The organism is Arthrobacter sp. 1088 (assembly GCF_031455315.1).
Taxonomy (GTDB): domain Bacteria; phylum Actinomycetota; class Actinomycetes; order Actinomycetales; family Micrococcaceae; genus Arthrobacter.
This window is the reverse complement of sequence record NZ_JAVDSM010000007.1, coordinates 282520-296185: the sequence shown is the minus strand read 5'-3', so window position 1 is coordinate 296185 and position 13666 is coordinate 282520. Positions and strand designations below refer to the sequence as shown.

Annotated in this window: 14 protein-coding genes; 8 read left to right on the top strand and 6 right to left on the bottom strand. The window is 63.7% G+C overall.

The window, feature by feature from the left end; translation table 11 throughout:
• Positions 1–109: 109 nt before the first annotated feature.
• From J2Y41_RS13595 to J2Y41_RS13580, 4 genes are all read left to right on the top strand, one after another.
• Positions 110–784, top strand: coding sequence for a DUF1684 domain-containing protein (locus J2Y41_RS13595; RefSeq protein WP_224090863.1), 675 nt, complete (start codon positions 110–112; stop codon positions 782–784).
• Positions 785–907: 123 nt separating this feature from the next.
• Positions 908–1540: a DM13 domain-containing protein gene (locus J2Y41_RS13590; protein ID WP_309929120.1), complete on the top strand. Its 633-nt coding sequence runs from the start codon at positions 908–910 to the stop codon at positions 1538–1540.
• Between the two features lie 79 nt (positions 1541–1619).
• Positions 1620–2468 (top strand): fumarylacetoacetate hydrolase family protein, encoded by an 849-nt coding sequence (locus tag J2Y41_RS13585; protein ID WP_309929117.1) that lies wholly within the window; start codon positions 1620–1622, stop codon positions 2466–2468.
• 18 nt (positions 2469–2486) lie between these two features.
• Positions 2487–2972: a GtrA family protein gene (locus J2Y41_RS13580; protein ID WP_309929114.1), complete on the top strand. Its 486-nt coding sequence runs from the start codon at positions 2487–2489 to the stop codon at positions 2970–2972.
• Here the strand turns inward: J2Y41_RS13580 and J2Y41_RS13575 are convergent, their stop codons facing one another.
• From J2Y41_RS13575 to J2Y41_RS13550, 6 genes are all read right to left on the bottom strand, one after another.
• Positions 2973–4139 carry a cysteine desulfurase family protein gene (locus J2Y41_RS13575; RefSeq protein WP_309929111.1) on the bottom strand — a complete coding sequence of 389 codons (1167 nt, stop codon included), beginning with the start codon at positions 4137–4139 and terminating at the stop codon, positions 2973–2975.
• Positions 4140–4144: 5 nt separating this feature from the next.
• Positions 4145–5035 (bottom strand): carboxylating nicotinate-nucleotide diphosphorylase, encoded by an 891-nt coding sequence (gene nadC / locus J2Y41_RS13570; protein ID WP_309929150.1) that lies wholly within the window; start codon positions 5033–5035, stop codon positions 4145–4147.
• A gap of 10 nt (positions 5036–5045) precedes the next feature.
• A complete protein-coding gene (locus J2Y41_RS13565; RefSeq protein ID WP_309929108.1) occupies positions 5046–6881 on the bottom strand; it encodes an FAD-dependent oxidoreductase in 1836 nt (611 codons plus the stop codon).
• A 46-nt stretch (positions 6882–6927) separates the two neighbouring features.
• Entirely contained in the window at positions 6928–8235 is a 1308-nt protein-coding gene (gene nadA, locus J2Y41_RS13560; protein ID WP_309929106.1) for a quinolinate synthase NadA, read from the bottom strand.
• Positions 8232–8951 (bottom strand): NrtR DNA-binding winged helix domain-containing protein, encoded by a 720-nt coding sequence (locus tag J2Y41_RS13555; protein ID WP_223933379.1) that lies wholly within the window; start codon positions 8949–8951, stop codon positions 8232–8234. Before J2Y41_RS13555 ends, nadA begins: the two co-directional genes overlap by 4 nt.
• A 112-nt stretch (positions 8952–9063) precedes the next feature.
• On the bottom strand, positions 9064–9537 hold the full coding sequence (locus J2Y41_RS13550; RefSeq protein WP_216923913.1) for an Lrp/AsnC family transcriptional regulator: 474 nt from the start codon (positions 9535–9537) through the stop codon (positions 9064–9066).
• A 176-nt stretch (positions 9538–9713) separates the two neighbouring features.
• Here J2Y41_RS13550 and J2Y41_RS13545 point away from each other — a divergent pair, with 176 nt between their 5' ends.
• The 4 genes from J2Y41_RS13545 (at position 9714) to J2Y41_RS13530 (ending at position 13666) form a co-directional block, all read left to right on the top strand.
• Positions 9714–11099 carry an amino acid permease gene (locus J2Y41_RS13545; protein ID WP_309929099.1) on the top strand — a complete coding sequence of 462 codons (1386 nt, stop codon included), beginning with the start codon at positions 9714–9716 and terminating at the stop codon, positions 11097–11099.
• A gap of 138 nt (positions 11100–11237) precedes the next feature.
• Positions 11238–12290, top strand: a complete 1053-nt coding sequence (locus J2Y41_RS13540) for a thiamine pyrophosphate-dependent enzyme (RefSeq protein ID WP_309929097.1) — start codon at positions 11238–11240, stop codon at positions 12288–12290.
• Positions 12283–13344 carry an alpha-ketoacid dehydrogenase subunit beta gene (locus J2Y41_RS13535; RefSeq protein ID WP_224164629.1) on the top strand — a complete coding sequence of 354 codons (1062 nt, stop codon included), beginning with the start codon at positions 12283–12285 and terminating at the stop codon, positions 13342–13344. The genes J2Y41_RS13540 and J2Y41_RS13535 overlap by 8 nt, the downstream gene beginning before the upstream one ends.
• Complete coding sequence (locus J2Y41_RS13530) at positions 13337–13666, top strand: biotin/lipoyl-containing protein (protein ID WP_224090878.1); 330 nt, start codon at positions 13337–13339, stop codon at positions 13664–13666. The genes J2Y41_RS13535 and J2Y41_RS13530 overlap by 8 nt, the downstream gene beginning before the upstream one ends.

The following is a 13666-nucleotide window of genomic DNA, read 5'->3' as shown; positions in this document are numbered from 1 at the left end:
CGAGTGGCTCCATGCCTACAATCACCACCGAGCCCACACTGCCCTCAAGGGTCAGACACCGGCCAGCCGCGTCACCAACCTCTCAGGTCAATACAACTAGGCTGAAGACATGGCTCCCGATCAGCACGACGCATTCGAGGACAACATGCCCGCCATGTCCGCCGTTGACGTTGCGGACTGGCGGCTTCGGACCTTCGCCCTCTATGACCAAGTGCGGCAGCTGGCGGCTACGGATCCGTTCGATGCACACAACTATTGGCGCCAGGAGCGGGACCGGATGTTTGCTACCCATCCCGCATCCGCCCTGACAGCGGAGATGAAAGCATCCTTCTCCGGGCTGCGTACGGCCGACTACGATCCCGCCTTCCGGATGTACGTTCCGCTGTCGCCGGAGGGAACGGGACAGGAAATGAATGTTCAGACAGGGACCGACGGCGTAGTTCCGTTTGTGAGGATTGGAACCTTTGAGTTGCCGGGGCTCGGGTCCCTGGCTGTTTGGCGGCTGCGAAGCTATGGGGGCGGCATCTTCGTGCCTTTGCGCGACGCTACTGCCGGCAAAGAGGGTGGAAGCTACGGCGCCGGAAGATACCTTTTGGACACCGTGAAGGGCGCTTACCACGGTGTTCGCCGCATCGATGAACGGCAGGAGTTCATCGTGGACTTAAACTTCGCCTACAACCCGTCCTGCGCCTATAACGAAGCCTGGGCGTGCCCCCTTGCCGGACCGGCCAACCGGCTCGCAGCGGAGGTACCAGTGGGTGAACTGTATTTGGGAGAAGGCTAACGCCTCCCGAAGCCAGCCGCGGTGCGGACCGACACTGCGGCGCCTGGGAAGGACGGGGTCAGCGTCACGGAACCGTAAGTTGTGGGAACTGTGGGCCGGACCGTAAAAGCCTAGCCTTGGAGCATGGACAGAATTGGGCGGATGATCCGTGGCCACAGGGTCCTTGCCACCGTGGTGGGCGTGGCGGTCGTGGTCCTGGTCGTCGTTGGGGCCGCGCTGTTCCAGCCCTGGCGGCTGTTTACGAGCAGCAGCGTGAACGAGGCCCTGCCGTGGAATCCTCCTTCATCAACGTCGGCGTCTCCCAATAATGCACCGACGTCCGATGCACCGACGTCCGATGCACTGACTTCCGACGCACAGGGCAGTGGCTCCCCTGCCCCCAACACCTCTGCCTCCACGCCGGCAGTCAAGACGGAACCTGTGGTGCTGGGCTTCGGCAATTTCCAATCCCAGGAGCATCAGACTTCCGGTACTGCACAGCTCCTGGAACTGCCCGATGGCTCCCGTGTGCTGAGGTTGGAAAACCTTGCCAGCAGCGACGGGCCGGACGTCAAGGTCTGGCTTAGCAGCCTTGAAGCAGGAGGCGATTGGTACAAGTACCGCTCGGGTCGGTATGTGGACCTCGGCCCCATCAAGGCCACGCACGGCAACCAGAACTACGTCATCCCATCCGGGGTGGACGTCTCAGGCCTGTCATCGGTGGTGCTCTGGTGTGACCGTTTCAGCGTCGCTTTCGGATCGGCGCAGCTTGCCTGACCCGTTGTGGGGCCACGTCTGCGCCTGGTCTTAGGGCGTAAAGCGGGCCACAGCAGATTGCAGGACGTAGGATGTCATCATGACTTTCCGCCTTCCCCGTCGCATCGCCCGCGTCCGCCCCTTGGATTCACAGGATCCCAACGAGCAATTCTTCGTTGCCAACGACGCCCATGACTTCGAATCCGAAGCGGGGACGAACTGGATTGTTATCGATTCGCCCTTCGAGGCATCACGGGCAAACGCGAGTAGCCCCACGCGGCTCGGTTGGGAACCGGGGACGGGGGTGAACGAGGGTTCTTTCACTTTCCTCGCACCCTCAGTGCCGGCCAACGTCTTTGGCATGGCCCACAACACCGGGCAGGCTGGCAGGGACCTTCAACCACAGGCATTTCACAAGGCCGCCTCCAGCGTGATCGGCCCCGGCGAAGCGATCCAGCTGAGTTCGAACGTTGGTCATGTTGACCCGGAAGCCGAACTGACGGTCGTCGTCGGACGTACAGCGCGAGGCCTGACGCTGGAAACGGCGGGGTCGGCAATCCTCGGCTACACCATCGGGAACGATGTCTCCGCACGCGACCTCCAAAAGACCGACGAACTCTGGATCAGCGCGAAGAGCCAGGACACCTTTACGCCTGCAGGTCCGTGGATCGTCACCGACCTCGACGCCGCAGATCTTTCCATCGGGATCGTCCACAATGGCACCGCGCTCAAAACCGCAAGCTCGGCGGACCTCGGCTGGAAAGTGGACGAGATCATGGTCTATCTGACCTCGTTCATGACCCTCCACCCCGGCGACCTGGTCCTGACTGGCTTCCCCGCCGAATGCGCGCGCATTCAGCCAGGTGACACCGTGGTGTGCCGGGTGGAAGGAATTGGGGAGCTCGCCAACCCCGTCACCACCGCTTCCTGGGAGGGTGTGCCCGCATAGTGTGTCAGGCTTAACCTCATGGAGACAGCCGCAGACGCCACCGAACTGCGCCCGCCTCCCTTACAAAAGCCCCCCAGGAAGAGGCATCGCGGCCTGCTCAAGTACCCCGTGGTGCGGCAACTGCTTCGATTCACCGGCGTCGGAATTCTCTGCACAGCAAGTTCGCTTGCCCTCTACGCGCTGCTGCGTCCCTGGATTGACCCCCAGCTCGCCAACGCCGTGGCGTTGATCGTGACCTCGATCATGAACACAGCGCTCAACCGCAGGCTGACCTTCAAGATCAGCGGCAGCAGGAAACGCGGCCAGGACCACATGCATGGGTTGATCGTCATAGGCATTGCCCTGGTCATCACTGGAGGGAGCCTGGGCATCCTGCATCTCGTCCATCCCGAGGCTACTGTCAGCGAAGAACTCTGGACCACGACGCTTTCCGGCTTCGTTGCCACAGGCGTCCGGTTCACCCTTTTGAGGCATTGGATTTTCCGCCGCGCCCGCCACGTGTAACTAGCCCGGTTGCGGTGTTGCCAGGTTCCGGACACGCCCGACGGCGGTTTCCACGGCTCCGGCAGCTTGCTCGAGTTCGGCTTCGGTAACAGTTGAGGGGAAGCTGAAGCGCACGGCTGTTTGCGCTACCTCCGGGACCATGCCCAACGCCAAGAGCACCGGCGACGGGGCGTCCGATCCCGCCGCGCAGGCGGAACCACTGGAGCAGACCACGCCAAGGCGTTCCAGCTCAAGCAGGACTGATTCGCCGCTGGTTCCAGGGAAGCAGAACGATGCAATTGATGGCAGCCTCCGGCTTCGATGCCCTGTCAGTATGGCGCCCGGGACGGTTTGGAGGACCTGCGCGACGAACCGCTCCCTCAGCTCCGAAACCCGGGCCGCCAACTCCGGCTGCTCGCGCAGGCTCAACGTCAGTGCCGTGGACAATGCCACGGCCCCGGCTACATTCTCCGTTCCGGATCTCTTTCCCCGCTCCTGGCCTCCCCCATGAACCAACGGCTCCACGCGCATCCGACCCTTCGTGAACAGGACACCGGATCCCTTGGGCGCGCCCAGCTTGTGGCCGGAAAGGCTCAGCGCATCCACGCCCAGGGCCTTGACGTCCACGCTCAGCCAGCCGGCCGCTTGGACGGCATCAGTGTGGAAGGGGATGCCCATCCCGTGGGCTGCGGCAGCGAGGTCCGCAACGGGCTGGACCGTACCGATCTCGTTGTTCGCATACATGATGCTCACCAAGGCTGTCTCCGGCCGGAGTACGGCCCGGAGCGCGTCCACTGAGACGAGTCCGTCCGTGTCCACCGGCACCACGTCCACCGTGAAGCCATGCACGCGTTCGAGGTAGCGGGCGGACTCCTCCACTGCAGGATGCTCGATTGCGCTTATCACTACCCGTTTCAGCGAGGGATCGGCCGCATGCCGGGCCAGTGCGATCCCTTTGACGGCCAGGTTGTCAGCCTCCGTGCCGCCCGAGGTGAAGGTCACCTCGCCCGCGCGGCAATTGAGCACCTTCGCGACGGCGGACCTCGCCTCTGCGAGCGCAGTGGCGGCCGCTTCACCCAGGCTGTGGTGGCTGGATGGGTTGCCAAACCCGCCACTGAGGTACGGCCACATGGCTTCGAGTACTTCGCGCCGGACCGGCGTGGTGGCTGCAGCGTCCAGGAAGATCATGGAAGTCAGACTGCTTTCGGCTCTGCATCAGTCCGCAGCTCAATGTCCAGCCCGAGGTCCAGTGCCGAAACACTGTGCGTCAGCCCGCCGATCGAGATGACATCCACGCCTGTCGCGGCGATCTCTGCCACCGTGTTGAGGTTGACGTTTCCGCTGGCTTCCACGTTTGCCCGTCCGTCTACCTGTTTGACGCCTGCCCGGAGTTCATCGATGGAAAAGTTGTCCAGCATGATGGTGTCCACTCCCGCGGCCAGGACGGGTTCGATCTGGTCTGCCCGGTCAACCTCAACTTCAAAGTGAGTTGTGTGTCCCAGCTGGGCTTTGGCGGCCGCGAGCAGTTCAGTCAGTTTCGCGGAGTCTCCGCCGGTCATGACAGCCAAGTGGTTGTCCTTTGCCAGGACGGCATCCGAGAGGCTGTAGCGGTGGTTCGCTCCCCCGCCGCAGCGCACGGCATAGCGTTCCAGGACACGCAAACCGGGCGTGGTTTTACGGGTGTCCGTGATCCGGGCGCGCGTTCCTTCAACCAACCTGACGAATTCTGCGGTCTTGGTGGCAATGGCGCTCATCCGCTGCACCAGGTTGAGTCCGACGCGTTCTGCCAACAGTACCGAGCGTGCACTGCCGGTGACCCGCGCGAGGTGGGTTCCGGCGTCGAACCCTTCGCCGTCGGCGAGCAGCAATTCCACCTCGGTGTCCGGGTCAACGAGCTTCATGGCGTCGCGGAAGACCGTTCCACCGCTGAAGACGCCCGGGACGCGGGCATTCAGGACCGCCGTGGCACGCGCGCCGGCGGGGATCAGCAGTTGCGAGGTGATGTCACCGCTGGGTGCGTCCTCCGCGAAGGCCCGCTCCAGGATGTCCCGTACAGGTGCTGCGGGGAGGGTCAGGTTGGTCATGGAGGTCAGGTCAGTCATTGACGAGGCTCGCTTTCCGGCTCATGGTGTAACGCTTGTCAAAATCCTCGACGGCGGCTGGTTCCTTGACGCCGTCACTGCGGTAGTGCGCCCCCAGCGACTCCCGCCGCTCCCGGGCCGCATGAACGAGCAACTGTGCCGCCAGGAGCAGGTTGGAGTCCTCATGCTCCCGGGGATCAAGGGAATCAGGCACCTCCAGGGGAACAACTTCGCCCTCCCAGGAACCCAAAACTTCAGCGGCCTCTGCCAACAACCCACCGGTACGCAGCACGCCGGCCTTGGCAGTCATCAGCCGGCGAAGTGCCTGCCGCGAAAACACCCCCGCGTGCCCAAAGGACGTCTCACGAGCACCCGGACCCGGCAAAGACTCAAACTCCCAAGAAATAGGAACCGGGATAGCATCCATTTCGAAAACCGAAGTGACAGGCGAGGCCGGAGGCCCCGACAGCGCCGTTGTCGCGTGGGAGCCGGCGTCTTCTTGGTCGGCTGGCGGGGACCCGGCAGCGTGCGTAAAAGCGAGGCCGCCCGCGGCCGAGTTAGCACGCAGAGGGACTCCGTTAGTCGACCCCAAGAACGCTTCAACAGCACGCCGCCCGAACACGAGCCCTTCGAGCAAAGAGTTACTGGCCAGCCTGTTGGCGCCTTGGACTCCGGTGCAGGCAACCTCGCCCGCGGCGAGCAAGCCCGGCACAGATGTGCGGCCGTAGAGGTCGGTCACCACACCACCCATCCAGTAGTGGGCCGCGGGTGCTACGGGGACAAGTTGCCGGGTCCAGTCGACACCAGCTTGGCGCGTCCGCTTGCTGAGGGTGGGGAAGCGCCTGGCCAGGAAGCCCTGGCCACGCTGTTCTTCGATCACGGTGGCGTCGAGGAACACGTGGCCGTTGGGGTCGCCGAGTTGGGCCAGGTGAAGTGCGATGCTGCGGGAGACGACGTCCCTGGGCGCGAGTTCTGCATCAGGGTGATAGCCGGGCATGAACCGGTGTCCACCGGCATCGACCAGGATGGCCCCTTCCCCCCGCACTGCTTCGGAGATCAGCAGGGGTTCGTTGTTCCCGTCTGCCTCCCTGGCCTCGGCCGGTATCACCATGCATGTTGGGTGGAACTGGAAGAACTCAAGGTCTGCAACGGCGGCTCCGGCACGCCATGCGAGCGCAAGGCCGTCGGCGGTGGCCACGGAGGGGTTTGTGGTCTGCGCAAACAGTTGGCCTGCTCCTCCGGTGGCCAGGAGTACGGCGTCTGCCTGGAGGCCGAGCTCTTGCCCGTCGTGGATGAAGCTGCACCCCATAACGCGGGCGCCATCCAGCGAAAGCGAGGTGACCTGCGCGTGTCCGATCACCGTGATCCGTCCAGCCGCCTGTGCATCCAGCACGGCGCGGATCAGCGCTGCGGCCACCCCGGCACCGGTTGCGTCGCCGCCGGCGTGCAGGATGCGCGGAGCTGAGTGGGCGGCCTCGAGGCCCAAGGCGGGGTCGCCGTCGTCGTCGAGGTCGAACTGCACGCCGAACCGTCCCAGTCCCGCGATGTCCAACCGCGCCTCAGTGCACAACACCCGCACCGCCTCTTCGTTGCAGTGGCCTGCCCCTGCCTTGAGGGTGTCGGCGATGTGCGCAGCCACCGTGTCACCGGGAGCTGGCTCGTCCAACACGGCGGAGATCCCGCCCTGGGCGTAGTAGGTGTTGCTGTCCGCGAGTGCACCCTTGGTCAGCAGCACCACTTCTACTCCGGCTTCGGCGGCCAGCAAGGCTGAATACAGCCCCGCGATGCCGCTTCCGACGACGATCAGCCGCTTGGGCGTGCGCCCTTCAGCAAGGCTTCCTGAGGTCATGTGAGGCTCGATTCGGATCGTCCGGTAGACCGGTGTGGGTAGCGGGTTAGGCAGGCTTGGCTGCCAGCATGCGCTCGAGCGCAATTTTGGCGTTTTCCTGCACGGCGTCATCCACGGTGATGCGGTTGACGATGCGTCCTTCGACGAGTTCCTCCAGCACCCATGCGAGGTAGCCGGGATGGATGCGGTACATGGTGGAGCAGGGGCAGATCACGGGGTCCAGGCAGAAGATCGTGTGCTGTGGGTTTTCCGCAGCGAGCCGGTTCACCATGTTGATTTCCGTACCGATGGCGAACGTCGTGGGTTCGGTGGCGGCAGCGATGGCCTTCTTGATGAAGTCGGTGGAACCTGCGGAGTCCGCGGCGTCCACGACCTCCATGGGGCACTCGGGGTGCACGATTACGTTCACGCCGGGGAAATCGACGCGGGCCTTCTCGATCTGGCCTACGTTGAAGCGCTTGTGGACCGAGCAGAAGCCGTGCCAGAGGATCACGCGGGCGTCCAGCAGCGTCTGTTCGTCGTTGCCACCCAGTTCCTTGCGCGGGTTCCACATGGGCATCTGCTCGAGCGGGACGCCGAGGGCCTTTGCCGTGTTGCGGCCCAGGTGCTGGTCGGGGAAGAACAGGACGCGCTGCCCACGTTCGAAGGCCCATTCCAGGACAACCTTGGCGTTGGAGGACGTGCAGACAATTCCGCCGTTGCGGCCACAGAAGGCCTTCAGCGCAGCGGAGGAGTTCATGTAGGTGACGGGGATGACCGGAACGCGGCCCTGGGCATCAGTGTCCGTGCCGAAGATTTCTTCGAGCTGTTCCCAGCATTCCTCTACCGAGTCCTCATCAGCCATGTCCGCCATGGAGCAGCCAGCCGCGAGGTTCGGCAGGATGACGGCCTGTTCCGGCGTGGACAGGATGTCAGCAGTCTCTGCCATGAAGTGGACGCCGCAGAAGATGATGGCTTCGGCGTCGGGCTTTGTCAGCGCAGCGTTGGCCAGCTGGAAAGAGTCACCCACGAAGTCGGCGTACTGGATCACTTCGTCACGCTGGTAGAAGTGGCCCAGGATCACGGCGCGGTCCCCGAGCGTCTTTTTGGCAGCGCGGATCCGGGCATCCAGTTCGGCATCCGTTGCCCGTTTGTACTCGTCCGGAAGCTGTCCCTGGCGCGGCGTTTCCTTGGGAGCGACGTCGCTGCTGGAGGCTCCTGGTCCGTAGGCGGGGGCACCGGCAAGTGCCTCGGCAAGGTCATACTCCCAGGGGCCTTTGGCCAGGGCCGGGCTGCAGGTGGATCCGGCGGCGGAAAGCCCCTTCTCGGCTTCCTCCCGCGTGATCAGCTGGACGGCAGTGTTGACGCTGCTCATGGTGTACTCCTGTTATCTGGCCCGAGGCCGGGCGTGCCGGTGAAGCGGTAGAGGCGTGGCGGACGGTGTTTTCCGCCTTGCAGGTATTCACCGGTTTCTTCAATTTCCGGTGTGGCTTTGATGTGCCGGCGAAAGTTCGCCGGGTCCAGTTGACGGTCCAGGACGGCCTCGTAGACTTCGCGGACCTGCGCGAGCGTGAAGAACTCTCCCAGCAGGTGGTAGGCGATGGAACCGTAGGCCATTTTGTTGCGGAGCCGCCAGAGTGCGTAGTCCACGATCGCGTTGTGGTCGAAGGCGAGTTCGCCGAGCCTGTCTGCCCGGAACCACCGCACGTTTTCCGATTCGTCCGCGAGGGCGGCTTCGGTCGGCTGGACCAGGGCCCAGTAGACGATCGAGACGACCCGCTGGCTGGGTGATCGGTGCAGGCCGCCGAAAGCGTAGAGCTGCTCAAGATATTGCGGCGCCAGGCCCGTTGTCTCCCGGAGGTTGCGCGATGCCGCGTCCTGAAGGGACTCGTCGTGCGCCAAAGGACCGCCCGGCAGCGCCCACATGTCCTTGTAGGGCTCGCGGATCCTACGGACCAGCGGAAGCCACAGCGTGGGACGGCCGGACTTTTCGCTGGGACGGAGGGCGAAAATCACCGTCGAAATGGCCAACGACGGCGGCGCCAGGCGGCGTTCAGCAACGTTGGCTGATATCGGATTCACGGCGTTCACCTCGCTTTGTCGCCGCCTGGAGATCGTCCTCCACGCACTGGAACCTTAGTTAAAGTCACTATGACTAGAACTAATGGTACGACTCCGCAGCCTCTAGGCAAAATGCTTTGCGTCACACTGACTTGGCGGCGGCTTCCATCAGCGGCAGGGTCCGGCCCTGGATGTGGCTGTTGAGCACAATGACGGACGAACAACGGACCACGGATTTAGTGGCGATCATGGCATCCAACACGCGCTGCATGTCCGGATTGGAACGGGCCGCGATACGCACCATGAGGTCCGAATTCCCCGTCACGGTGTGCACTTCGATGATCTCCGGGATGGCGCTCAGGCTCTGGATGATGGCGTCGTGACCGATCTCCTGGGTGATGGTGACCGAACAGAATGCCACCACGGGGAAGCCGAAGTTAGCAGGATCCGGCTGCGGAACCCAGGAGCCGATCACTCCGTTCTCGATCATTCGGTCAATCCGGGATTGCACCGTAGCCCTGGCAACCCTCAGCACACGGGAGGCCTCCAAGACGGAAGACCTCGGCGAATCAGTGAAGAAACGTACAATTTTTGCATCAAGCGCATCGACCAGCATCAAAGTTCCTGTCCCCGGGGATTCTTACCCATCACATCGCCACAGCAAAAAGTGATGTATCTTACAAACTGCGAGAATTATTCCACGGCTCTTGCTGCGTCGTCGACGCCCAGCTTGCTCAGCCCAAGAGGCCGGCTCGCTACACCGAGTATGAAATCCATAGAAGGTAGACACGTATGACAACGAAGTCCATCGCGGCTCCTGCGCCAACATCCGGCCTTGGCCATTCACTTAAGCCACGCCAACTCACCATGATGGGGCTCGGAAGCGCCATCGGAGCAGGCCTCTTCCTCGGCTCCGGCGCAGGCATCCAGGCCGCCGGCCCGGCGGTCCTGATCTCCTACCTCGTAGCGGGTACCCTGATCATCCTGGTCATGTGGGCCCTGGGCGAGATGGCTGCCGCAAACCCCAACAGCGGAGCATTCTCCGTCTACGCCGAAAAAGCCATGGGCAAGACCGCCGGCGGCACCATTGGCTGGCTCTGGTGGCTGCAACTGGTGGTGGTCATCGCAGCCGAAGCCCTTGGCGCGGCAGGCCTGCTCTTTACCGTCTGGCCAGTGATTCCGGTGTGGGTGCTCGCACTGGTGTTCATGGTGGCGTTCACCGGCATCAACCTCGTGGGCGTACGCAATTTTGGCGAGTTCGAATTCTGGTTCGCGATCCTGAAAGTCGCGGCAATCGTCATCTTCCTCCTCATCGGCGCAGCCCTGCTGTTCGGCTGGTTGCCCAACGTTGCCTCGCCGGGCCTCTCGGCCTTCGGAGACTTCGCCCCCAACGGAATCGGCGGCATCGCAGCTGCTTTGTTCGTGGTGATCTTCGCCTTCGGCGGAACGGAAATCGTCAGCGTCGCCGCTGCCGAAACAGAGAACCCCGCGCACAGCGTCGGCAAGGCCATCCGGACAGTGGTTTGGCGCATCCTGGTCTTCTACATCGGCTCGGTTTTCGTCATCGCAGCGGCTCTTCCCGTTGGCTCCGACGGCCTGAAGTCCCCGTTCGCGGGCGTACTGGACCTCGCCGGTATCCCGGGAGCGGGCGCTGCGATCACGCTCGTCGCTGTCGTCGCACTGTTGTCAGCCCTGAACGCCAACCTCTACGGCGCTTCAAGGATGATCTTCTCCCTGTCCGAGCGCGGCGAGGCTCCTGGTTTCCTGTCCAAGCTGAGCGGCTCCAAGGTGCCGGTGGCCGCCGTCGGGATTTCCGTTGCGTTCGGCTTCATCGCGACCGTCCTGGAACTGCTCTTCCCCGAGCACGTACTGCCTGCGCTCCTGAACCTCGTCGGGTCCACATGCCTGGTGGTGTGGGGCACCGCCCTGGTCTCCCAGTTCATCCTGCGCCGCAGGGCCGACCGCGAAGGAACCGAGCTGCCGCTGCGCATGAAGGGCTTCCCGGTGCTTACGGTCGTGGGGATCGTCCTGCTGGGCATCATCCTCGTGGTGGGCTTTGCCAACCCTGAGAGCGCCGGCCAGCTGATCGGTACGTTCATCCTGATCCTGGTTATCGCCGCCGGATGCTTCCTCAACGCCAAGGCGAAGGCCGGTAAGCAGCCCGTGCACATCAAGTAGCCACCTGCCTATTGAAACCAAGAGGTCCTGCGCAATTTGTTTTGCGCAGGACCTCTTTGCGTATCCAAATTGTACAAAGTGTTTCCTTGAAACTGAGCTGATTGCGCACACCCGCTAGCGGTGACTAGGGTCACAGCCATGACTACCAAACACCTGCTCGCCGCCGTCGATGAGGATGCGGCGCCGCTCACGCACGAACAGCTCCGTGAGCTCTACGCCCTGATGGCTTCCGTCCGCCACCTGGACACAGCAGCCGTCGCCTGGCAGCGCCAGGGCATCATCCCCGGCTATGCGCCCCAGCTGGGCCAGGAAGCCGCGCAGGTAGGCAGCGGATACGCCGTTGACCGGACCATGGACTTCGTGTTCCCCACATATCGCGAGATGGGCGTGGCCCGGGCAATGGGCCTGGACATGGTGGGCTACATGTCCACGCACAAAGCCACGTGGCATGGCGGAATGTACAACCCGCTGGAATCCCGCTTCGCTCCCATCCAGGCTGTAGTGGCGGGATCCGTATTGCATGCTGTCGGCTGGGCCCACGGCCAAACCCTTTCCGGAAAGCCCGACGGCGAACGCGGCGTTGCCATGACGTACTTCGGCGATGGAGCATCCTCCCAGGGCGATGTCCACGAGGCCATGAACTTTGCCGCTGTGATGAAGGCGCCAGTGGTCTTCTTCATCCAGAACAACGGCTGGGCGATCTCCGTCCCCACGGAGCGCCAGGTTGCCGGCGGCTCAGTCGCTGCGCGCGCGGCTGGATACGGAATTCCTTCGCTGCAGGTGGACGGCAACGACGTCGTCGCAGTCTTCGAGGCCACCCGTTCGGCTTTCGCCCATTGCCGCGCGGGTCACGGGCCGGTTGTCATTGAAGCGATGACCTACCGCCGCGGGCCCCACTCCACGGCGGACGACCCCGGACGTTACCGCACCCTGGATGAGGAACGGCTCGGGGCGGGCGAGGATCCCCTTGAGCGGTTCCGGCAGCGCCTGCTCGCCGACGGAGTAGCGGATGCAGCGTTTTTCGCCGAAGCACAACGGAGAGCCGAGGAGGAAGAGGAAGCCATTCGTTCGGGTATCGAGGCCCTTGGCCCACGACCGGGGGCCGAAATGTTCAGCCTGGTCTTCCAGGAACCAACACCCACCCTTCAATCCCAGGCCACAGCGTGGCGCAAGGAGTCCGAACATGTCTGAGACGATCACAGAAGCGCCGGGGACCGCGACTGACACGGCTGCGCCCGTTCTGCAGATGTCCATGCAGCAGGCCCTCAACCGCGCACTGGACGAAATCCTGGCCGACGATCCCAAAACTGTCATCTTCGGTGAAGACTGCGGCCGCCTCGGCGGCGTCTTCCGCATCACCGATGGCCTCCAGGCCAAGCACGGCGAGGAGCGCGTCTTTGACACTCCACTGGCCGAGTCCGGCATCCTGGGCATGTCGGTGGGCCTGGCCATGGCGGGCTTCCACCCCATCCCGGAAGTCCAGTTCGACGGCTTCGCCTACCCGGCCATCAACCAGATCATCTGCCAGATCGCGCGCATGAACTACCGCAGCCGCGGCACGCTCCCGATGCCGATCACGCTCAGGGTTCCCAGCTTCGGCGGAATCCGCGCCCCCGAACACCACGGCGAAAGCCTCGAAGCACTCTTTGCGCACGTTCCCGGGCTGAAAGTGGTTTCTCCCTCCAACCCGCACGACGCCTATCACCTCCTCAAGTACGCAGCCACTCGGCCGGATCCTGTCATCTTCATGGAGCCCAAGTCCCGCTACTGGCAGAAAGGTCCGGTGGACGTCACCTCCGCGACTCCCGGCACAGAGGCGTCCGACGGCGGCAGTCCCACCGGAGCCCGCGTGGTTCGGGAAGGCCGACACCTGACCCTCGTCGCATGGGGTGCCATGGTGGCCCGCTGCCTCCAGGTTGCCGAACTTGCTGCCGAGGACGGCATCGACGTCGAGGTCCTGGACCTGCGCTGGCTGAAGCCGATCGACGCCGAAGCCCTGGCGACGTCCGTCGGTAAGACGCGACGCGCCGTCGTCGTCCATGAAGCGCCCCTGACCTCAGGCCTTGGTGCCGAGGTCGCCCAACTCATCACGCAGCGTTGCTTCGACACGCTGAAGGCTCCGGTGGAGCGCGTGACCGGCTTCGACGTCCCCTATCCCTCCGGCGACCTCGAAGACGAATACATTCCGAACATCGACCGCATCCTCTTTGGGATCCAACGCGTACTGGAGTACCGCCGTGGCTGAAATTTCCTTCCCGCTCCCCGATTTGGGCGAAGGCCTCATCGAGGCGACCGTGCTGGACTGGCTGGTCTCACCGGGCCAACAGGTGGAACGCAACCAACCCCTCGTCGAGCTCGAAACAAGCAAGTCGGCCCTCGAATTGCCCAGCCCCCAGGCAGGTAAAGTGGTGCGTATTCACGGGGCGCCCGGTGACACCATCAACGTCGGCGAACCGCTGATCGTGTTCGAGGTACCGGATGACACCGCCGGGATCGTGGGCACTGTTCCAAAGGACGAAGCACCCAAGCGCCGGGTCCGCCTGAGCGCCGTACTCGATGAGGACTGA

What these genes read in the sequence shown, in the direction of transcription:
- J2Y41_RS13565 (WP_309929108.1), bottom strand. Translation starts at nt 6,881, where the DNA reads ATGACCTCAGGAAGCCTTGCTGAAGGGCGCACGCCCAAGCGGCTGATC.
- J2Y41_RS13580 (WP_309929114.1), top strand. Translation starts at nt 2,487, where the DNA reads ATGGAGACAGCCGCAGACGCCACCGAACTGCGCCCGCCTCCCTTACAA.
- J2Y41_RS13575 (WP_309929111.1), bottom strand. Translation starts at nt 4,139, where the DNA reads ATGATCTTCCTGGACGCTGCAGCCACCACGCCGGTCCGGCGCGAAGTA.
- J2Y41_RS13590 (WP_309929120.1), top strand. Translation starts at nt 908, where the DNA reads ATGGACAGAATTGGGCGGATGATCCGTGGCCACAGGGTCCTTGCCACC.
- J2Y41_RS13595 (WP_224090863.1), top strand. Translation starts at nt 110, where the DNA reads ATGGCTCCCGATCAGCACGACGCATTCGAGGACAACATGCCCGCCATG.
- J2Y41_RS13545 (WP_309929099.1), top strand. Translation starts at nt 9,714, where the DNA reads ATGACAACGAAGTCCATCGCGGCTCCTGCGCCAACATCCGGCCTTGGC.
- J2Y41_RS13550 (WP_216923913.1), bottom strand. Translation starts at nt 9,537, where the DNA reads ATGCTGGTCGATGCGCTTGATGCAAAAATTGTACGTTTCTTCACTGAT.
- nadC (WP_309929150.1), bottom strand. Translation starts at nt 5,035, where the DNA reads ATGACCAACCTGACCCTCCCCGCAGCACCTGTACGGGACATCCTGGAG.
- J2Y41_RS13535 (WP_224164629.1), top strand. Translation starts at nt 12,283, where the DNA reads ATGTCTGAGACGATCACAGAAGCGCCGGGGACCGCGACTGACACGGCT.
- nadA (WP_309929106.1), bottom strand. Translation starts at nt 8,235, where the DNA reads ATGAGCAGCGTCAACACTGCCGTCCAGCTGATCACGCGGGAGGAAGCC.
- J2Y41_RS13585 (WP_309929117.1), top strand. Translation starts at nt 1,620, where the DNA reads ATGACTTTCCGCCTTCCCCGTCGCATCGCCCGCGTCCGCCCCTTGGAT.
- J2Y41_RS13540 (WP_309929097.1), top strand. Translation starts at nt 11,238, where the DNA reads ATGACTACCAAACACCTGCTCGCCGCCGTCGATGAGGATGCGGCGCCG.